Here is a 17,903-nt window from a genome sequence, read left to right as displayed (position 1 = left end):
GTCCGCCGCCGCCCCTGTGCCCGAGCGCCGGCCGGCGCCGACCACCGGGCCGGCCACCGCGCCAGCCCCCGGGCCCGCACCCGCGTCCGCCCCCACTCCCGCACCCGCACCCATACCCGCGTCCGCGCCCACTCCCGCCCCCACTCCCGCACCCGCCACCGCGTCCGCGTCCGCACCCGCACCCGCACCCGCTCCCGCACCCGCACCCATCCCCTCGCTCCCCTCCCTCGACGAGGTCCTCGCCGGGGCCAGGGTCGTGCGCCTCCCCTTGCGCACGAGGTTTCGCGGCGTCACCGAGCGCGAGGCCCTGCTCGTCGAGGGCCCGCGGGGCTGGACCGAGTTCAGCCCCTTCGTCGAGTACGGCCCCGACGAGGCCGCTGCCTGGCTCGCGGCGACGCTCGACTTCGGCTGGGGCGCCGAGCCACCGGTCCGCACCGATCGGGTCGAGGTGAACGCGACGCTCCCCGCGGTCGCCGCCGAGGACGTCCCCGCGACCCTGTCCCGCTACCGGGGCTGCCGCACCGTCAAGGTCAAGGTGGCCGAGCGGGGCGGTTACCTCGCCGACGACGTCGCGCGCGTCGCCGCCGCCCGCCGGTGGGTGGGCGACGCGGGTGCGGTGCGCGTCGACGCCAACGCGGCCTGGACGGTCGAGGAGGCCGTCGCCGCGGCCGCCGCCCTCGCGCCCTACGACCTGCAGTACCTCGAGCAGCCCTGTGCGACGGTGCCGGAGCTCGCCGAGCTGCGTCGCCGCCTCGGCGGCAGCGTGCTCGTCGCCGCCGACGAGAGCGTGCGCCGTGCGGAGGACCCCCTCGCCGTGGCCCGGGCCGGTGCCGCCGACCTGCTCGTGGTCAAGGCGCAACCGCTCGGCGGGGTGGCGGCGGCGCTCCGCATCGTCGAGGCCGCCGGCCTGCCCGTCGTCGTCTCGAGCGCCATCGACACCTCGGTGGGCCTCTCGATGGGCGCCCACTTGGCGGCGTCCGCCCCCGGCGTGGCCTACGCCTGCGGCCTCGGCACCGCGGCCCTGCTCGCGGCGGACGTCACGACGGAGCCGCTCGCGCCGGTCGACGGGTCGATCGCGGTGCGCCGCGTCGACGTGGACGCCGACCTCGTGCAGCAGCACGCCGTCGAGGACGGCAGGAGGTCGTGGTGGCTCGAGCGGGTCCGCTCGGCCTGGGACGCGGCCGTCGAGCGCTCAGCCCTCGTCGCCACGCATGGTCACAGCCCGGAGTAGGCGTGCAGCCCCTTGAAGAAGACGTTGACGACGCCGAAGTTGAAGAGCACCGCGGCGAAGCCGACGATGGACAGCCACGATGACCGCGACCCGCGCCAGCCGCGCGTGGCCCGGGCGTGGATGTAGCCGGCGTAGAGCACCCAGATGATGAAGGTCCAGACCTCCTTGGTGTCCCAGCCCCAGTAGCGGCCCCAGGCGCGCTCGGCCCACACGGCGCCCGCGGCGAGCGTGAAGGTCCAGAGCACGAAGCCGACGAGGGCGACGCGGTAGGCGAGGTCCTCGAGGCGGGCGGCACCGGGCAGCGTGCTCATGAAGCGGAGGCCGGCGAGCTGGGCCTGCTCGCGCTTCGCCTGCACCAGCTGGAGGGCGGAGAGGCCGGCGGCGAGGGCGAAGAACGCCGTCGCGAGGATCGCCACCAGCACGTGGATGACGAGCCAGGCCGACTGGAGCGCCGGCGGGAGCGGGACCACGTCGACGTAGTAGTGGACGGTCGCGACGCCGAGCAGGATGAGCGTGAGGCCGGTGACGTAGGCGCCCAGGTAGCCGAGGTCGACGAAGAGCCTCACGACGAGGTAGACGCCGACGATGATGGCCGTGCCGGTGAGGGCGAACTCGAACATGTTGGCCCACGGCACGCGCTCGGCGGCGACGCCGCGGGTGACGACCGCGGCGAGGTGCACGGCGAGGCCGAGCACGACCATGGCGGTGCCGACGCGCTGGAACGCGGAGGGCCGCCCCGGCGAGGACGGCTGCCCGGCGGGGGCCTGCCGCTCGAGCACGATGGTCGAGCCGGAGCCCGACGAGCCCGGGCCGCCCGCCGCACCACCAGCGGACCCCGCGGCAGCGGCGGCGGCGCGCTCGTCGGCGGTCGCCCGCAGCTGTGCGTCGCCGGACCGCTTGGCGAGGTCGAGCGCGTACGCGACGAAGGCGATCGTGTAGACGGCCATCGCCGAGTAGGTGGCGACGAGCGAGAAGGAGGCGAGCTCTGCGACGGTCACGGGGTCAGTGTACGGTCGGCGTCCGACAGGCCCGCTGTGCGTGCGCGGTCCTCCGGGACGCCCAGCCCGACGAGGTGCCGGGAGGCCAGGTCGCCCACGGCGCGCTCGAGCGTCGGGTCCTCGCCGCGGGCCAGGCCCGCGTACTCGAGCACGAGCCCGTCCGCGGTGCCCCGCGCCTTCACCCACACGCGGCGGCGCGGCACGAAGAGGGCCACGATGAGCCCGAGGAACGCGAGCGCGGCGAACCCGCCGACCCACAGCTGCGACGGGTCGTGGTGCACGTCGAGCGACGCGAAGCGCTGCACGCCCTCGAAGGTGACCGATCCGAGCCCGTCGGGCAGCTCGGCGGTCTCGCCCGGCCGCAGCTGCAGCGCCTTCGTGCCCGCGTTCAGCCCGGCGACCTGCGTCATGTCGTCGGTGTCGAGCGCGTAGACCGACTTGGGCACGCCGTCGTCGAGGCCGAGGTCGCCCTCGAAGACGTTGAGGCTGAGCACGGGATCGAGGGTGTCGGGGTAGTTCGACCGCAGGATCCCGTCGCCCGCGTCGTAGGCGGTCGGGTAGAAGAACCCGATCATGCCCAGCTGCTCGGGCACGGCGTCGGGCACCTTGATGACGCCCTGCGAGGTGAGGTCCGCGTCCTGCGGCAGGAAGGGCACCTGGTCGCGGAAGGCCACGTCGCCCTGGCCGTCGCGAACCGTGACGTCGACGGCGTAGCCGTTGCCGAGCAGGTAGACGTTCGTGCCGCCGATCGACAGCGGAGCGTTGACCTTGATCCGCTCGGCGGACTCGTCGCCGGCCTGCGTGCGCGTCGTGACGTCGGCCGTGTAGTCGGTGGGCTGGCCCAGGGCGTCGCGGTTGGCCTCTTCGTACGTCGTCGTGAACCGGTCGAGCCCGATCGAGTAGGGCTCGAGCTGCGACTCGTCGAACCAGCGACCGGGGTTGAACGAGTCGTAGGCGCTGAGCACGTTCGAGAAGGTCTGCCCCTCGACGACGACGCGCTGGCCGGAGTAGCCGAAGCCGCCCCCGACGCCGACCGTGACGAGCACGCCGACGAGCGCGGTGTGGAACAGCAGGTTGCCGGTCTCGCGCAGGTAGCCGCGCTCGGCGCTCACCGAGTCGCCGTAGAGCTCGGTGCGGTAGCCGGCCTTCCGGAGCTGCGCCTGGGCCGCGGCGACCGCGGTCGTCGGCGTGAGCGGCTCGCCCGCGTCGTCGGCACCGGTGGCGAGGGTCACCGAGCGGTAGCCGGCGAGGCGGGACAGGCGCACGGGCGTGCGCGGTGGTCGCGCCCGCAGGGCCTGCAGGTGGTGCTTCGTGCGCGGCAGGATGCAGCCGATGAGCGACACGAACAGCAGGAGGTACACGGCCGAGAACCACGGGGACGAGTACGTCTCGAAGACGCCCAGCCGGTCGAGCACCGGGAAGAGCTGCGGGTGGTCGACCCGGTACTGCACCACGCCGTTCGGGTCGCTCGTGCGCTGCGGGACGAGCGAGCCGGGGATCGCGGCGACGGCGAGCAGCATGAGCAGGAACAGCGCCGTGCGCATGCTCGTGAGCTGGCGCCAGAAGTAGCGCAGGTAGCCGACGGGGCCGAGCCGGGGCTGCGCGACCGGACCGGCGCCTCCTGCCGGTGCCTCGTCGACCGCGTCGACGTGGTCGCTGGGGCGCAGCGGGTCGGCGCCGACGTCGGTGCGGTCGTCGCCGCCGAGCGCGGGACCGTCAGACGACCGTGCCATAGCCCGCGATCACCGCCCCCGCGCGCGACACGAGGTCGGACCAGAGCCCGGTGACCATGAGCAGACCGATGAGCACCAGCAGCGACCCTCCGACGATGTTGACGACGCGCACGTGGCGCTTGACGAACGACAGCGACCGTGTCGCCCAGCCGAGGCCGATCGCGACGAGCAGGAACGGCAGGCCGAGTCCGACGCAGTAGGCGATGCCGAGCAGCACGCTCTGCCCCGCCGAGCCGCTGGTGAGCGACAGCGCCGAGATGGCGGCGAGCGTCGGGCCGATGCAGGGCGTCCAGCCGAGGCCGAACACGAGGCCGAGCAGCGGGGCCCCCGCGAGACCGGTGCGCGGCGCGAACGACGAGCGGACGGTGCGCTGCAGCACCGTGAACTGCCCGATGAAGACGAGGCCGAGCACGATCACGACGGCGCCCATGACCCGCGTGATCAGGTCGCGCCACTGGATGAGCCAGAACCCGACGGCCCCGAACGCGAGCGTGGTGCCCACGAACACGACCGAGAAGCCGAGCACGAACAGCAGCACGCCGAGCACGACGCGGCGCCGGTCGCGGCGGGCGTCGTCGGGGTCGCCGGAGGCCCGGGTCAGCCCGCCGACGTAGCCCAGGTACCCGGGGACGAGCGGCAGCACGCACGGCGAGAGGAACGACACGAGGCCGGCGAGCAGCGCGACGGGGAGCCCGACGGCGAGCTGGCCCCCGGCGACGGCCTCGAAGAACGGGTTGCCCTGGTACACCTAGGCCTGCTCGGCCAGCGCGTCGCCGACGAGCGTGCGGAGGATGCTCGTGCCGTCGAGCCCGCCGAGGATCCGGGCCGCGACCCGCCCCTCCTTGTCGAGCACGATCGTGGTCGGCACGCTGTTGGGCGCGATGGTGCCCGCGAGGGCGAGCTGCACGGTGCCCGAGCCGGTGTCGACGATGGACGGGTAGCTCACGTCGAAGGTGCGGGCGAAGGCCTGCGAGGTCGCGGCCTGGTCGCGGACGTTGACGCCGATGAACTGCACGTCCTCGTCGGCGTAGGCCTCCGCGACCTCCTCGAGGGCGGGAGCCTCGGCGCGGCACGGCGGGCAGCCCGCGTACCAGAAGTTGAGCACGACGACCTCGCCGTCGTGGTCGCTGCGCGACAGGGTCTCGCCGGTGTCGGTCTCTCCCGTGAAGTCGATGACGTCGCCCCGGTCGGCGGGCTCGATCTCGGTGACCGTTCCGTTGCCGGAGATGTAGTTCTCGGTGGTGCCGTCGCCGTACTGCTGCGCGAGGTCGTCGCCCTGCGCCGTGCAGCCGGTGAGCACGAGGGCGGCGAGGCCGACGGCCGTCGCGGCGCGCAGGAGGCGCGACCCGGTCGGGGCGGGCATCAGACGGCCCCGAGGTCGACGGCGGTCTCGGCGAGCGCCGCGGCCGGGTCGCGGTAGGCGACCTCGACGAAGGCGTCCCCGCGGCGCTCGAGGGTCGTGATGCTGGAGAGGGAGCAGCGTCGCCGACGGGGGTCGTGGAAGAGCCGGGCGCCGGTGACGCTGCGGTGGACCATCCAGATCGGCAGCTGGTGGCTGACCAGGACGACGTCGCCCTCGTCGACGCTCGCCCGGGCCTCCTCGACGGCGGACAGCATGCGGGCCGCGATGCTCACGTAGGCCTCGCCCCAGCTGGGCTTGAGCGGGTTCACGACCCAGGGCCACTCGGCGGGGACCGTGAGGTTCTTCACGCCGAACGAGGCGCGCCGCCCCTCGTACTTGTTCGTGGGCTCGATGAGCCGTTCGTCGACCTGCACGGGCAGGTCGAAGGCCCGCGCCCAGGGGGCGGCGCTCTCGCGCGTGCGCTGGAGGGGCGAGGCGACGAGCCCGCGCACGGGCACGCCCTCGCGCTGCAGGGCCTCGGCGGCGGTGGCGGCCATGCGGTGCCCGAGCTCGCTGAGACCGAAGCCCTCGAGGCGGCCGTAGAGCACGTGGTCGGGGTTGTGCACCTCGCCGTGACGGACGAGGTGGATCTGCTGGGCGGGCATGGCGACCAGTGTAGGTCGGCGGACCCTGGGGACGGGCCGCGAGCGGCCGTCGGCGTGCGTGACGAAGTTAGGTAAGGCTATGCTCACTCGGCACCGTCCCCCGACCAGGAGCACCCATGATCCCGAAGCGCCTGCGCGCCGTCCCCGCCGCCCTCGCGGTCCTCGCCCTCGTCCCGCTGACCGGCTGCGGCGCCTCCGAGGCCGTCACCGCGCTCGACGTGCCCACCGACGGCGAGGGGAGCACGAGCTACCCGCTCGTGCTCGAGAACTGCGGCCACGAGGTGACCGTGGACGCTCCGCCGCAGCGCGTCGCGTCGCTCGACCAGGGCTCGACGGAGATCCTGCTGTCGCTGGGCCTGGCCGACCGGCTCGTCGGCACGGCGTCGTGGACCGATCCCGTGCTCCCGTCGCTCGCGGACGAGGAGGCCGGCGTGCCCCGCCTCGCCGCCGACGCCCCCACCTACGAGGTCCTGCTCGGGGCCGACCCCGACTTCGTCACCGCCTCGTTCGGCCGCCACTACCGCGAGGGCGGCGTCGTCACCCGCGACCGGCTGGACGAGACCGGGGTCGGGTCGTACCTCTCCCCCACGGACTGCGACCACGGCGTCAGCGTCAACGGCGGCGGGACCCGCACGGAGCCGCTCACGGTCGACGCCCTGTACCAGGAGGTCCACGAGCTGGCCGAGGTCTTCGACGTGCCCTCGCGCGGCGACGCGCTCGTCGCCGAGCTCCGGTCCCGTGCCGCCGCCGCCACCGAGGGCCTGGACCTCCACGGGCAGACGGTGGCCTTCTGGTTCGCGGACACCAAGACGCCCTACGTCGCGGGCGGGCTCGGCTCGGCGTCGCTCCTCGCGACGACCACGGGCCTCCGGAACGCCTTCGCCGCCGCGGACGACGACTGGCCCGCGGTGGGCTGGGAGAGCGTCGTCGACGCCGACCCCGACGTGCTCGTGCTCGGCGACCTGCAGCGCGACCGGTTCCCCGGCGACCGGCTCGACGACAAGCTCGCGTTCCTGCGCACGGACCCGCTCACGAAGGACCTCGACGCGGTGCGGGAGGGGCGCACCATCGCGCTGCACGGCGCCGAGATGAACCCGTCGATCCGCTTCGTCGACGCGCTCGAGAAGATCCGCGCCTGGGCCGACGAGCACGGGGACGACCAGCACGCGGCCGACCAGCACGCGGCCGACCAGCACGCGGCCGACCAGCACGGGGACGAGCGCCGGTGACCGTGACGGCACCGGCGCCCGCGCGCGGTCCCGCGACGGAGGCCGTGCCGCCTCCTGCGCCGGTCCCCCGACGCGGCTCCGCCGTCGCCCTGCGCCTGGCCCTGCTCGGTGCGGCCGGCGTCGCCGCCCTCGTCCTCTCGGTCGGCGTCGCGGTGACGCTCGGGCCGGCCGACGTCTCGTTGGTGAACGTGCGGGACGTCCTCCTCAACCACCTCGCCCAGGCCGAGATCCCCGTGCGGGCCTCGGAGGACGCCATCGTCTGGCAGGAGCGCCTGCCGCGCGCCCTCGTCGCCGCCGCCTGCGGTGCCGGCCTCGGCCTGTGCGGCGTCGTGCTGCAGTCGCTGCTGCGCAACCCCCTGGCCGACCCGTTCGTGCTCGGGGTGTCCTCCGGCGCCTCGACCGGAGCGGTGCTCGTCGGCGTGCTGGGCCTCGGCGGCGGGGCGATCGGCCTCTCGGGCGGGGCGTTCCTCGGGGCCCTGCTCGCCTTCGGCCTGGTGCTCCTGCTCGCGCGCGCCTCCTCGGCAGGGACCGCCGGGATCGTCCTCGCCGGCGTCGCCAGCACGCAGCTGTTCTCGGCGGTGACCTCGCTGGTCGTCTTCGCCTTCGCCGACTCCGACGAGACCCGGGGCGTCATGTTCTGGCTGCTCGGCTCGCTCGAGGGCCTCCGCTGGGACGACGTGGCGCTGAGCGCCGGCGTCGTCGCCCTCGGGCTCGTCGCCTGCCTCGCCGGGGTGCGGGCCCTCGACGCCTTCGCCTTCGGGGAGGACGTCGCCGCCTCGCTGGGCGTGAGCGTGCGCCGCACCCGCACCCTGCTGCTCGTCGTCACGGCCCTGCTCACCGCGACGCTCGTGAGCATCGCCGGCGCCGTCGGCTTCGTCGGGCTCGTGCTGCCGCACGCGGCGCGGCTGCTCGTCGGCCACCGCCACGCCCGGGTCGTCCCGACGACCGTCGTCCTCGGCGCGCTCTTCATGGTGTGGGTCGACGCGGGGTCGCGCGTCGCCTTCTCCCCGAGCCCCCTGCCGGTGGGCGTGGGCACGGCCCTCGTCGGCGTGCCCGTGTTCGTCCTGCTCCTCGTGCGGAAGCGGACGCGCTCGTGACGCTGCGGGCCGAGCGCGTGAGCTGGCGCCGTGGGGGCCGCCTCGTGGTCGACGACGTCTCGCTCGACCCGGCGCCCGGCTCGACCGTCGGCCTGCTGGGGCCGAACGGCTCGGGCAAGTCGTCCCTCCTGCGCCTGCTGCAGGGGGCCACGAGCCCCGACGCCGGCCGCGTCGAGCTCGACGGCGACGACCTGACCGGGCTCCGCCGGCGCGAGGTCGCCAGGGCGGTCGCCACCGTCACGCAGCAGGCGGACACCGACGTCGACCTCGTCGTGCGCGACGTCGTCCGCCTCGGGCGCACCCCGCACCGCTCGCTGCTGGGCGGGGAGGGCGAGCACGACCGCCGGGCGATCGACGGCGCCCTCGCGCACGTCGGGCTCACCGACAAGGCCGGGCACGCCTGGCGCACGCTCTCGGGGGGCGAGCGCCAACGGGCGCACATCGCCAGGGCGCTCGCACAGGAGCCCCGCGAGCTGCTGCTCGACGAACCCACGAACCACCTCGACGTCCGTCACCAGCTGGAGCTGCTCTCGCTCGTGCAGGCGCTGCCCGTCACGACGGTCGTCGCGCTGCACGACCTCGGCCTGGCGCTCCTGTTCTGCGACGCCGTGCTGGTGCTCCGCGACGGTCGTGCGGTCGCGGCCGGCCCCCCGCAGGAGGTGCTCACGCCCGAGCTCGTCGCCGACGTCTACGGGGTCCGGGCCCGGGTCGTGGTCGACCCCGGCACGGACCGGGCGCACCTGGTGCTCGACCCCCGGCCGCTCTGACGCCCGGGCAGCGGCCGGGGCACCGCCGTGCGGCACCCCAGCGGCTAGACTCGGGCCTCGTGATCGAACGCACCCTCGTCAAGGACCTCGCCCCGCTGCCCGACGGGCCCGTCACCGTCTCCGGATGGGTCGAGACGGTCCGCGACCAGAAGAAGGTGCAGTTCGTCGTCCTCCGCGACGAGTCGGGCGCCGTGCAGCTCGTCCGCCCCCGGACGGCGGCCGACGTGCTCGCCGAGCGCGGTGAGACCGACGACGTGGCCGAGGCGATCTCGGGCCTCGCCCAGGGCAGCTTCGTCACCGTCACCGGCGAGCTCAAGCACGACGAGCGCGTCAAGCTCGGCGGCATCGAGGTCAAGGTCGAGACGCTCGTCGTCGACGGCGCCGCCGACCCCGAGACGCCCATCGCGGCCGACAGCGGCATCGACAAGCGCCTCGACTGGCGGTTCCTCGACCTGCGCGTGCCGCGCAACGCGCTCATCTTCCGCGTGCAGACCACCCTCGAGCACGCGATGCGCACCTGGTGGATCGAGCGCGACTTCGTCGAGCTGCACACGCCCAAGCTCATGGCCACCGCCAGCGAGTCGAAGGCCGAGCTGTTCAAGCTCGAGTACTTCGACGGTGCCGCCTACCTCGCCCAGAGCCCGCAGCTGTTCAAGCAGATGGCCCAGGCGGCCGGCTTCGGCAAGATGTTCGAGATCGCCCCTGCCTTCCGTGCCGACCCCTCGTTCACCTCGCGCCACGCGACCGAGTACACGAGCGTCGACGCCGAGATCAGCTACATCGACAGCCACGAAGACGTCATGCAGATGCAGGAGCAGCTGCTGGCCCACGCCATCGGCGCGGTCGTGGCGAAGCACGGCGACGAGATCCGCGAGCTCTTCGACGTCGAGCTGACCGTCCCCGCGACGCCGTTCCCGCGCGTCCCGCTGGCCGAGGCGAAGCGCATCGTCGCCGAGCGCGGCTACGAGGTGCCCCGCGCCGACGCCGACATGGACCCGGAGGGCGAGCGCCGCATCGCCGAGTACGTCGCGGAGCAGTACGGTTCGGACTTCGTGTTCCTCACCGACTACGACGCCTCGATCCGGCCCTTCTACCACATGCGCCACGACGACGACCCGCAGCTCACGAAGAGCTACGACCTCATCTACCGCGGCACCGAGATCACGACCGGTGCACAGCGCGAGCACCGCGTCGACGTGCTCGAGGCGCAGATCCGCGAGAAGGGCATGGACCCGGCCGAGCTGGGCGACTACCTCGACTTCTTCCGCTACGGCGCCCCCGCGCACGGCGGCTTCGGCATGGGCCTGGCGCGCGTGCTCATGCTCATGCTGCACCAGCCGAACATCCGCGAGGTGACCTACCTCTTCCGCGGCCCGACGCGCCTCACCCCCTGACCACGTCCGGTCGCACGACGACGACGGCCCCCGCTCCTCGAGGAGCGGGGGCCGTCGTGGCACGCGCCGGGGCGCGAGACGGGCAGGAGGCGCCGGTCAGCGCTCGAAGTCGATGGCCGTCCGCCCCGTGACCAGCGTGCGGATCTCGGCCGCGACCTCCTGGTGGGCGGGGTGCACGATGTACTCCTCGAGACCGGCGTAGTCGTCGAAGTGCGCGACGACGCAGACGTCGCCGTTCTTGTCGGGGTAGGCGCCGTTGACGCCGACCACGAGGTCGCGGATGCTGCCGACGGTGCCGACGAGGCCGCTGAGCAGCTCGTCGACGCGGGCGGCCGCGGCGGCGCGCTCCTGCTCGTCGGTGGCGGCCAGGGTCCAGATCACGATGTGCTCGACGGTCACGCGTCGGCCCTCCTCAGAGCGGTGCGGAGGCGGTCGGGCTCGACGCGCCAGATGGTGTGCACGCGGTCGTCGATGAGCACGACGGGGATCTCCTCGGCGTACTCGGCGGCGAGGGCCGGGTCGGCCAGGATGTCGCGCTCCTCGTACGTCAGGCCGAACTCGGGCTCGGCGAGCACGGCCTCGAGGGCGGTGCGGGCGTCGTCGCAGAGGTGGCAGCCGGGCTTCGTGAGCAGGGTGAGGCGGGGTGCGGGCACCCTCCGAGCGTAGGGCACCGGCCTCGGACGACCCCGGGAGGACGCCCCGCGGGGGCGGCCCCGGGAGGACGTCCATGGCCCGGGCGCACGACGAAGGCCCCCGACCGAGGTCGGGGGCCTTCGTGCTGTCGCTGGTGCGACCTACTTCTTGTTGCGGCGCTGGTGGCGAGTCTTGCGGAGCAGCTTGCGGTGCTTCTTCTTCGCCATGCGCTTGCGACGCTTCTTGATGACAGAACCCATGGGGACCTCACTCGTTGCTGGACGGGACGACCGGGTCCGTTCCAGAACCGCGGAAAAATGCCTCCGGGCAGTCTAGCCGTCCCGGGGCCCGTTGTCGAAGCGAGCCCCGCGGGGTCAGTCGCCGTGCCGCCCGAGGCGCTTGAGGACGGGGTCGAGCGCGGCCCCGGCCCGGTGGCGGGCGTCGGCGACGGTGCGCCCGAGCGTGGCGCCGACGTCGTCGGCGTCGGGCAGGTTCTCGGCCGCGCGGCGCAGGGGCGCGGGCACGGCGGCACCGGCCCAGGCCGCGAAGGCGGGCGACCCCTCGACCGCCTCGAGGGCCTCCAGGTCGAGGCCGAGCACGTCGGCGCTGAGGAACGGCAGCAGCCAGTCCTCGACGGTCTCGAGGGGGGCCGTCTCGACCCCGTAGTAGCGGTGCTGCCCCTCCTCGCGGACGTGCACGAGGCCCGCGTCGCGCAGCACGCGCAGGTGCTTCGACACCGTCGGCTGGCTGAGGCCGAGCGCCGCGACCAGCTCGGAGACGCTGAGCTCGCCCGAGGCCCCGGAGCCCGAGCCGGACCCGGAGCCGGTCGTGCGACGGTCGAGGAGGGCGCGCAGCAGGTCGCGCCGCGTGCCGTCGGCGATCACGGCGAAGATGTCGGGCATGCGACCAGCGTAGTGAAGCGGGCACGGCCGGGGCGAGAGGTCGGTACAGTGGCTGTCCACCGACCCGGCACGAGCCGTGGTCGGCCCCGCCCGGCGACACGAGGAGCACGATCGGTGGTCGACAAGATCCGGCACGACGCCCCCGTGCTCGTCATCGGCCTGGGCCGCTTCGGCGCCGCCACGGCCGGGCAGCTCGAGCGGCAGGACCGCGACGTGCTCGCCGTCGACACCGACGCGAGGCTCGTGCAGAAGTGGGCGGACCGCGTCACCCACGCCGTCCAGGCCGACGCGCGCAGCATCGACGCGCTGCGCCAGATCGGCGCCCAGGACTTCTCGATCGCGGTCGTCGCCGTCGGCTCGTCGATCGAGGCCAGCGTGCTCATCACGGCGAACCTCGTCGACCTGAAGGTGCAGCAGATCTGGGCGAAGGCGATCAGCCAGTCGCACGGCAAGATCCTGGCCCGCATCGGCGCGAACCACGTCATCTACCCCGAGGCCGAGGCCGGCGAGCGCGTCGCGCACCTGGTCTCGGGCCGCATGCTCGACTACATCGAGTTCGACGACGACTTCGCGATCGTCAAGATGTACCCGCCGAAGCCCGTGCGCGGCGTGACGCTGGCGCAGTCGAACATCCGCAAGAAGCACGGCGTCACGGTCGTCGGCGTGAAGTCGCCCGGCAGCGGCTTCAAGGAGGCCGGCCCCGACACGGTCATCAGCGACCACGACCTCATCATCGTGTCGGGCGACTCGCGCCGGCTCGACGAGTTCTCGGCGCTCGACCGCTGAGGCGGGGCGCGCCGGGCGTGCGCCCCGGGGCGGGCAGGAGTCGTGCCTCCTGCCCGTCGGGTCAGCTCGCCCCGAGCTCGCGCGCGCGGGCCAGCGCGGCCGCCGTCGCCCGGTCGAGCACCGCGCCGAGGTCGGCCGCCTCGAGCTCGGCGATCGCGCGCGCCGTCGTGCCGCCGGGGCTCGTGACGCGCCGCCGGAGCTCGGCGGGCGCGTCGGCGGCGGGCTCGAGACCGCTCCGCGCGAGCAGCTCGGACGCGCCGCGGAAGGTGCCCTGCACCATCGTCGCGGCCTGCTCGGGCGTGAAGCCCAGGCCGACCGCCGTGCGCTGCAGCTGCTCGACCAGGAAGAACACGTAGGCCGGTCCCGATCCGGAGATCGTGCTCAGGGCGTCGATGCGGTCCTCGGGCAGGACCACGACGTCGCCGACGACCGCGAAGAGCGACCGGGCCAGCTCGAGGTCGTCGGGCGTGGACCGCGACCCGGCCGCGAGGCCGGTCACGCCGAGCCCGACGACGCTGGGCGTGTTCGGCATGGACCGCACGACGCGCACGTGCTCGGGCAGCGCGGCCTCCATGGTGGCCGTCGTGACGCCGGCGGCGAGGCTCACCACCACGGCGCCGGGCTCGAGGGCGGGGGCGACCTCGCGCAGCAGGTCGACGACGAGGTGCGGCTTGACGCCGACGAGCACCAGGCGCGCTCCGGCCACGGCGGTGGCGTTGGCACCGGGGTCGACGCTCGTCGCGAGCGAGGTCACGCCCTCGGAGCGGAGGGCGTCGGCCTTCTCCGGGCTGCGGTTCGTGACCCGCACGCCGCCCTCGACGACGACGTCGGGGCGCAGCAGGCCGCTGAGGATCGCACCCCCCATCGAGCCGGCGCCGAGGATCGTGGTGGGCGGGAGCGTGGTGACCATGCCGTCATCCTAAGATCGGTCGCGGACGGGGCCGTGGGCGGCACCGACGGAGGAGGGCACCGTGAGCACGTCGGGCGGCACCAAGGCGATCGTGGCGGCGCTCAGCGCCAACCTCGGCATCGCGGTCACCAAGTTCGTCGCCTGGTTCTTCTCGGGCTCGGCCTCGATGCTCGCGGAGGGCGTGCACTCGCTCGCCGACTCCGGCAACCAGCTGCTGCTCCTCCTCGGCGCCAAGCAGGCGAAGAAGGCCGCCGACGCCGAGCACCCCTTCGGCCACGGTCGTGAGCGCTACGTGTACGCGTTCGTCGTCTCGATCGTCCTGTTCAGCGTCGGCGGGGTCTTCTCGATCTACGAGGCCGTCGAGAAGTTCGAGCACCCCGAGCCCCTCGACGTGCCGTGGCTGCCCGTCCTCGTGCTCCTCGTGGCGATCACGCTCGAGTCGCTCTCGCTGCGCACCGCCGTGCGCGAGTCGCGACCGGCCAAGGGCCAGCAGAGCTGGGCGCAGTTCGTCCGCCGCGCCAAGGCCCCCGAGCTGCCGGTCGTGCTCCTCGAGGACGCCGCCGCCCTGCTCGGCCTGGCCTTCGCCCTGGCCGGCGTGGTGCTCACCTGGATCACCGGGAACGGCGTCTACGACGCCCTCGGCACCCTCCTCATCGGCCTGCTGCTCGTCGCGGTCGCGATCGTGCTCGGCATCGAGACGAAGAGCCTGCTCGTCGGCGAGGGCGCCTCGCGCGACGACGTCGCGAAGATCCGCGCCGCCGTCACCGACGGCCCCGAGGTCGAGCAGATCATCCACATGAAGACCCTCTACCTCGGCCCCGACGAGCTCCTCGTCGCCGTCAAGGTGGCCATGCCGGGCGGCACCGTGCTGCGCGAGGTGGCCGCGGGCATCGACGCGGTCGAGCTGCGCGTCCGGCGCGCCGTGCCCCTCGCCCGCGTGATCTACGTCGAGCCCGACGTGTGGGTGCGCCCGGGCCGGGTCGACCCGCCCACCGACGCCATCGTCATCCGCGCCGCGGATTGACCGCACCGCGCACGGCGGACCGCGGTCCGCGGACCGCGGTCTGCGCACCGCGGACCACCCGGCGGATGTCCGCGTCGCCCGTCGCCCGTCACCCGTCGCCCGTCGCCCGTCGCCCGTCGCCCGTCGCCGGACCGTCAGCCGAGCGCGCCCTCGGCCCGGCGCTCGGCGAAGAACGCCTCGAGCTGCGCCGTCGCCTCGGCGGCGCGGACGCCCGCGAAGACCTCCGCCCGGTGCGGGAGGCGTCGGTCGCGGAGGACGTCGTAGACGCTGCCCGCGGCTCCTGCCTTCTCGTCCCAGGCACCGAAGACGACCGTGGGCACGCGTGCGGCCAGGATCGCCCCGGCGCACATGGGGCACGGCTCGAGCGTGACCACGAGGGTCGTGCCGGTGAGGTGCCAGTCCCCCGTGCTCTCGGCCGCCGCGCGCAGGGCGAGCACCTCGGCGTGCGCGGTCGGGTCCTGGCGCAGCTCGCGCTCGTTCCGGCCCCGGCCGATCACGTCGCCCGCCGCGTCGAGCACGACCGCGCCCACGGGCACGTCGCGGGAGGCGCGGCACGCCTCCGCCTCGGCGAGCGCGAGGCCCGCCCACGCGGCGTAGCGGGCGGGGATCGTCGTCACCGGACCAGCTTCGCACGACGGCGTGGCCGCCCGTCGGCAGGTCGGGCAGGAGGCACGCCTGGGCTAGCGTGGACCCCATGCGAGTGCACGTAGCGGACCACCCCCTCATCACCCACAAGCTCACGGTCCTGCGCGACCGCACCACGCCCGCGCCGACCTTCCGTGCCCTCACCGAGGAGCTGGTGACGCTGCTGGCCTACGAGGCCACGCGGGGCGTGCGCACCACGCCCATCGAGATCGAGACGCCCGTGGCGCCGACCGTCGGCGTCGCCATCTCGCAGCCGCGACCGCTCGTCGTGCCGATCCTCCGTGCCGGGCTCGGCATGCTCGAGGGCATGACGAAGCTCGTGCCGACGGCCGAGGTGGGGTTCCTGGGCATGGTCCGCGACGAGGAGACGCTGCAGCCGACGACCTACGCCGAGCGCCTGCCCGACGACCTCTCGAACCGCCAGTGCTTCGTGCTCGACCCCATGCTGGCCACCGGCGGCTCGCTCATCGCCGCCATCGACTACCTGCTCGAGCGGGGCGCGGTCGACGTGACCGCCGTGTGCATCCTCGCCGCCCCCGAGGGCCTGGCGGCCGTCGAGGAGGCCATGCAGGGCCGCGACGTCACCGTCGTGCTCGGCGCGGTCGACGAGAGGCTCGACGAGAACGGCTACATCGTGCCGGGCCTCGGCGACGCCGGCGACCGCCTGTACGGGCTCGCCTGAGCCGCACCGCACCTCCTGACGCCCCCGTCCCCGCCCGCGCGGCGACGGGGGCGTCGTCGTGCGCGGTCGTCCTTGACAGGCGCGCCCGGTGCTGCGATGCTCTGCTGTCATGACTGACAGCGTGTTCGCCCCGACCTCCTCCGAGGCCTTCGGGAGCGCCGGCATGATGATGCCGATGCACGCCGTCCTGTGTCGAATGTGCGCCTGATCCGGCCACGTACCGCCGAGTCGACCCGAGGCCCCAGCGCGATCCCGCTGGCCGGCCCGCGACTCCTGGACGCACCAGCGCCACCACTCCGGCGCGCGTCCTCCGGGTGTGCTCGCACACCGCCCGTCCCAGGCCCTGACCGGCCGGGACACCGACACTGATCAGCACCGACGCTCCCGTCGTCGCCGCACCCCGGCGCACGGTCCCGTCGGCGCACCTCGCCGAAGGTCCCCTCATGTCCCTCACGCTCGACCGCCCCGTCGTCCCCACCACCACCGCTCGTCCCGCCCCCGCCGTCCGGCCGGCCGAGGCCGCCCGGCACGCGCCGCGGCCGAGCACGGTGCCCGCCTCCCCCGTCGCCGCTGCGACGTCGTCCGGCGCGGCGGCGCCCGCCCGGCCCCGCTCCGTCCCCGAGGGCACCGAGGCGCGCGGCTTCGCGCTCTACGTCGGACTCGACGAGCTCGAGGCGGCCGCCTCGGGCACGTCGCTGCCGGCCGTCGTCGCCCAGCTGAAGGAACTGCTCCGCACGATCGCGCCGAGCGCGGAGACGCACGCCGCCGTCGCGCTCGCCCCCGAGGGCTCCGGCGGTCGCGACGTCGACGTCGTGCGACGCGCCCTGCAGGACCCGTCGCTGCGCACCGATCGCCGCCCGGCCTCGCCCGAGGACGAGCCCGGCTCCCGGGGCGGCGTCGTCGTCGACATCTCGCGCAAGCGGGTCCTCCTCGACGGCGACGTCGCGCCGCTGACCTACAAGGAGTTCGAGCTGCTGCAGTACCTGGTGCTGCGCGAGGGCCGCACCATCGAGCGCACCGAGATCGTCTCGGGCCTCTGGGGCGCCGCCGACGACGAGGCACCGAACGAGCGCACCATCGACGTGCACGTGCGTCGGCTCCGCTCCAAGCTCGGGGCCTTCGAGGAGATCGTCCGCACGGTCCGCGGCGTCGGCTACCGCTTCGACCGGCACGCCGACGTCTCGATCCGCCAGGCGTCGACGCCCTCGCCCGACGTCTTCTGACGACCGGCGGGGCCGGGTCGCGCCTCCTGCGCTCCGCCTCCGACGGGCAGGAGGCGGTCCTTCCGGCCGCCAGGTGGCTACCGTCGACCCCATGACCAAGAAGATGCTCCTCAGTGCCCTCGCCGCCGCCGCCCTCGTCGTGCCGCTCACGGCGTGCACGGGAGGTGCACAGAACATCGACGCCGCGGGTGAGGAGCCGGGCTCGACCACCGAGCGCACCGACGCCGGTCAGCAGGACGACCTGCCCTGCACGCGCGTCGACGCCTCGGCGCTCGAGTCGCTGCAGTCGGAGGTCGACGACGACCCGGTGCAGCTCGGCTACGGCGTGCAGGCCGGGGACCTCTGGTACGTCGCGGCGCCGATCGGCGAGAGCAACGTCCTCTCGGACGAGGTGGGGCTCTGGACGACGACCGGCGACATCTCGGCCGACGAGTTCGACGGCTCCTGGACGGCCCTCAACGAGGACGCCCGCACCGCGAGCTCCTCCTCGGCGCAGGCGTCCGGCGAGGCCGACGAGGACTCCGACGAGGCCGAGCGCGCGCTCAGCTGCATCGAGGACGCCGGCGACGAGGCCCGCTGAGCCCGTCCCCCTCGGGGTCCTCCCCGCCGGTGTCGCTCAGGCTCCTCGCAGGAACGGACCCT

General features: G+C 74.2%; 21 protein-coding genes. 10 read left to right on the top strand and 11 right to left on the bottom strand.

Annotated features, from left to right (window positions below; all coding sequences use genetic code 11):
• Positions 1 to 208 precede the first annotated feature (208 nt).
• Positions 209 to 1,231 (top strand): o-succinylbenzoate synthase, encoded by a 1,023-nt coding sequence (locus tag ACYVHQ_RS10365; protein ID WP_460513178.1) that lies wholly within the window; start codon positions 209 to 211, stop codon positions 1,229 to 1,231.
• On the opposite strand, the gene ccsB is transcribed toward ACYVHQ_RS10365, so the two are convergent.
• Genes ccsB through ACYVHQ_RS10340 form a run of 5 tightly spaced genes read right to left on the bottom strand, consistent with a single transcriptional unit; the run spans position 1,216 to position 5,969 of the window.
• Entirely contained in the window at positions 1,216 to 2,229 is a 1,014-nt protein-coding gene (gene ccsB / locus ACYVHQ_RS10360; RefSeq protein ID WP_460512730.1) for a c-type cytochrome biogenesis protein CcsB, read from the bottom strand. The genes ACYVHQ_RS10365 and ccsB overlap by 16 nt on opposite strands.
• Positions 2,226 to 3,962: a cytochrome c biogenesis protein ResB gene (gene resB, locus ACYVHQ_RS10355; protein ID WP_460512728.1), complete on the bottom strand. Its 1,737-nt coding sequence runs from the start codon at positions 3,960 to 3,962 to the stop codon at positions 2,226 to 2,228. The genes ccsB and resB overlap by 4 nt, the downstream gene beginning before the upstream one ends.
• Positions 3,946 to 4,710 (bottom strand): cytochrome c biogenesis CcdA family protein, encoded by a 765-nt coding sequence (locus tag ACYVHQ_RS10350; RefSeq protein WP_460512726.1) that lies wholly within the window; start codon positions 4,708 to 4,710, stop codon positions 3,946 to 3,948. Before ACYVHQ_RS10350 ends, resB begins: the two co-directional genes overlap by 17 nt.
• Positions 4,711 to 5,325, bottom strand: coding sequence for a TlpA family protein disulfide reductase (locus ACYVHQ_RS10345; RefSeq protein WP_460512724.1), 615 nt, complete (start codon positions 5,323 to 5,325; stop codon positions 4,711 to 4,713).
• Entirely contained in the window at positions 5,325 to 5,969 is a 645-nt protein-coding gene (locus tag ACYVHQ_RS10340; protein WP_460512722.1) for a histidine phosphatase family protein, read from the bottom strand. Before ACYVHQ_RS10340 ends, ACYVHQ_RS10345 begins: the two co-directional genes overlap by 1 nt.
• A gap of 116 nt (positions 5,970 to 6,085) precedes the next feature.
• On the opposite strand from ACYVHQ_RS10340, the gene ACYVHQ_RS10335 reads away from it, so the two are divergent.
• The 4 genes from ACYVHQ_RS10335 to aspS are packed head-to-tail and all read left to right on the top strand — an operon-like array spanning position 6,086 to position 10,456.
• The gene (locus ACYVHQ_RS10335) at positions 6,086 to 7,198 is read left to right on the top strand and encodes an ABC transporter substrate-binding protein (protein WP_460512720.1); all 1,113 of its coding nucleotides are present in this window, start codon (positions 6,086 to 6,088) and stop codon (positions 7,196 to 7,198) included.
• Between the two features lie 44 nt (positions 7,199 to 7,242).
• Positions 7,243 to 8,295, top strand: a complete 1,053-nt coding sequence (locus ACYVHQ_RS10330) for a FecCD family ABC transporter permease (RefSeq protein WP_460513176.1) — start codon at positions 7,243 to 7,245, stop codon at positions 8,293 to 8,295.
• Positions 8,292 to 9,062: an ABC transporter ATP-binding protein gene (locus ACYVHQ_RS10325; RefSeq protein WP_460512718.1), complete on the top strand. Its 771-nt coding sequence runs from the start codon at positions 8,292 to 8,294 to the stop codon at positions 9,060 to 9,062. The genes ACYVHQ_RS10330 and ACYVHQ_RS10325 overlap by 4 nt, the downstream gene beginning before the upstream one ends.
• A gap of 59 nt (positions 9,063 to 9,121) precedes the next feature.
• A complete protein-coding gene (gene aspS, locus ACYVHQ_RS10320) occupies positions 9,122 to 10,456 on the top strand; it encodes an aspartate--tRNA(Asn) ligase (protein WP_460512716.1) in 1,335 nt (444 codons plus the stop codon).
• 96 nt (positions 10,457 to 10,552) lie between these two features.
• Here aspS and ACYVHQ_RS10315 read toward each other — a convergent pair whose 3' ends face one another.
• The 4 genes from ACYVHQ_RS10315 to ACYVHQ_RS10300 form a co-directional block, all read right to left on the bottom strand.
• On the bottom strand, positions 10,553 to 10,855 hold the full coding sequence (locus ACYVHQ_RS10315) for a Dabb family protein (protein ID WP_460512714.1): 303 nt from the start codon (positions 10,853 to 10,855) through the stop codon (positions 10,553 to 10,555).
• Positions 10,852 to 11,109, bottom strand: a complete 258-nt coding sequence (locus tag ACYVHQ_RS10310) for a glutaredoxin family protein (RefSeq protein WP_460512713.1) — start codon at positions 11,107 to 11,109, stop codon at positions 10,852 to 10,854. Before ACYVHQ_RS10310 ends, ACYVHQ_RS10315 begins: the two co-directional genes overlap by 4 nt.
• A gap of 141 nt (positions 11,110 to 11,250) precedes the next feature.
• Positions 11,251 to 11,349, bottom strand: coding sequence for a 30S ribosomal protein bS22 (locus ACYVHQ_RS10305; protein ID WP_003792170.1), 99 nt, complete (start codon positions 11,347 to 11,349; stop codon positions 11,251 to 11,253).
• Between the two features lie 114 nt (positions 11,350 to 11,463).
• A complete protein-coding gene (locus ACYVHQ_RS10300; RefSeq protein ID WP_460512710.1) occupies positions 11,464 to 11,991 on the bottom strand; it encodes an ArsR/SmtB family transcription factor in 528 nt (175 codons plus the stop codon).
• 114 nt (positions 11,992 to 12,105) lie between these two features.
• Between ACYVHQ_RS10300 and ACYVHQ_RS10295 the strand changes: the two genes are divergently transcribed.
• Entirely contained in the window at positions 12,106 to 12,777 is a 672-nt protein-coding gene (locus ACYVHQ_RS10295; protein ID WP_460512709.1) for a potassium channel family protein, read from the top strand.
• A gap of 61 nt (positions 12,778 to 12,838) precedes the next feature.
• On the opposite strand, the gene proC is transcribed toward ACYVHQ_RS10295, so the two are convergent.
• On the bottom strand, positions 12,839 to 13,687 hold the full coding sequence (gene proC / locus ACYVHQ_RS10290; protein WP_460512707.1) for a pyrroline-5-carboxylate reductase: 849 nt from the start codon (positions 13,685 to 13,687) through the stop codon (positions 12,839 to 12,841).
• 61 nt (positions 13,688 to 13,748) lie between these two features.
• On the opposite strand from proC, the gene ACYVHQ_RS10285 reads away from it, so the two are divergent.
• On the top strand, positions 13,749 to 14,711 hold the full coding sequence (locus ACYVHQ_RS10285; protein ID WP_460512706.1) for a cation diffusion facilitator family transporter: 963 nt from the start codon (positions 13,749 to 13,751) through the stop codon (positions 14,709 to 14,711).
• Positions 14,712 to 14,845: 134 nt separating this feature from the next.
• Here ACYVHQ_RS10285 and ACYVHQ_RS10280 read toward each other — a convergent pair whose 3' ends face one another.
• Positions 14,846 to 15,328, bottom strand: a complete 483-nt coding sequence (locus ACYVHQ_RS10280) for a nucleoside deaminase (protein WP_460512704.1) — start codon at positions 15,326 to 15,328, stop codon at positions 14,846 to 14,848.
• Between the two features lie 77 nt (positions 15,329 to 15,405).
• On the opposite strand from ACYVHQ_RS10280, the gene upp reads away from it, so the two are divergent.
• The 3 genes from upp (at position 15,406) to ACYVHQ_RS10265 (ending at position 17,841) form a co-directional block, all read left to right on the top strand.
• A complete protein-coding gene (upp, locus tag ACYVHQ_RS10275; RefSeq protein ID WP_460512703.1) occupies positions 15,406 to 16,038 on the top strand; it encodes a uracil phosphoribosyltransferase in 633 nt (210 codons plus the stop codon).
• A 443-nt stretch (positions 16,039 to 16,481) separates the two neighbouring features.
• Positions 16,482 to 17,261, top strand: coding sequence for a winged helix-turn-helix domain-containing protein (locus tag ACYVHQ_RS10270; protein WP_460512701.1), 780 nt, complete (start codon positions 16,482 to 16,484; stop codon positions 17,259 to 17,261).
• 91 nt (positions 17,262 to 17,352) lie between these two features.
• Positions 17,353 to 17,841, top strand: a complete 489-nt coding sequence (locus tag ACYVHQ_RS10265; protein WP_460512699.1) for a hypothetical protein — start codon at positions 17,353 to 17,355, stop codon at positions 17,839 to 17,841.
• Positions 17,842 to 17,903 lie beyond the last annotated feature (62 nt).

It is taken from the genome of Frigoribacterium salinisoli (assembly GCF_054781095.1).
This window is presented reverse-complemented; position numbering and strand designations above follow the sequence as displayed.

Bases quoted from the DNA above. Each gene is read 5' to 3' on its own strand.
- ACYVHQ_RS10335 (WP_460512720.1), top strand. From the start codon at position 6,086: ATGATCCCGAAGCGCCTGCGCGCCGTCCCCGCCGCCCTCGCGGTCCTC.
- resB (WP_460512728.1), bottom strand. From the start codon at position 3,962: ATGGCACGGTCGTCTGACGGTCCCGCGCTCGGCGGCGACGACCGCACC.
- ACYVHQ_RS10265 (WP_460512699.1), top strand. From the start codon at position 17,353: ATGACCAAGAAGATGCTCCTCAGTGCCCTCGCCGCCGCCGCCCTCGTC.
- ACYVHQ_RS10270 (WP_460512701.1), top strand. From the start codon at position 16,482: ATGTCCCTCACGCTCGACCGCCCCGTCGTCCCCACCACCACCGCTCGT.
- ACYVHQ_RS10300 (WP_460512710.1), bottom strand. From the start codon at position 11,991: ATGCCCGACATCTTCGCCGTGATCGCCGACGGCACGCGGCGCGACCTG.
- ACYVHQ_RS10340 (WP_460512722.1), bottom strand. From the start codon at position 5,969: ATGCCCGCCCAGCAGATCCACCTCGTCCGTCACGGCGAGGTGCACAAC.
- proC (WP_460512707.1), bottom strand. From the start codon at position 13,687: ATGGTCACCACGCTCCCGCCCACCACGATCCTCGGCGCCGGCTCGATG.
- upp (WP_460512703.1), top strand. From the start codon at position 15,406: ATGCGAGTGCACGTAGCGGACCACCCCCTCATCACCCACAAGCTCACG.
- ACYVHQ_RS10305 (WP_003792170.1), bottom strand. From the start codon at position 11,349: ATGGGTTCTGTCATCAAGAAGCGTCGCAAGCGCATGGCGAAGAAGAAG.
- ACYVHQ_RS10345 (WP_460512724.1), bottom strand. From the start codon at position 5,325: ATGCCCGCCCCGACCGGGTCGCGCCTCCTGCGCGCCGCGACGGCCGTC.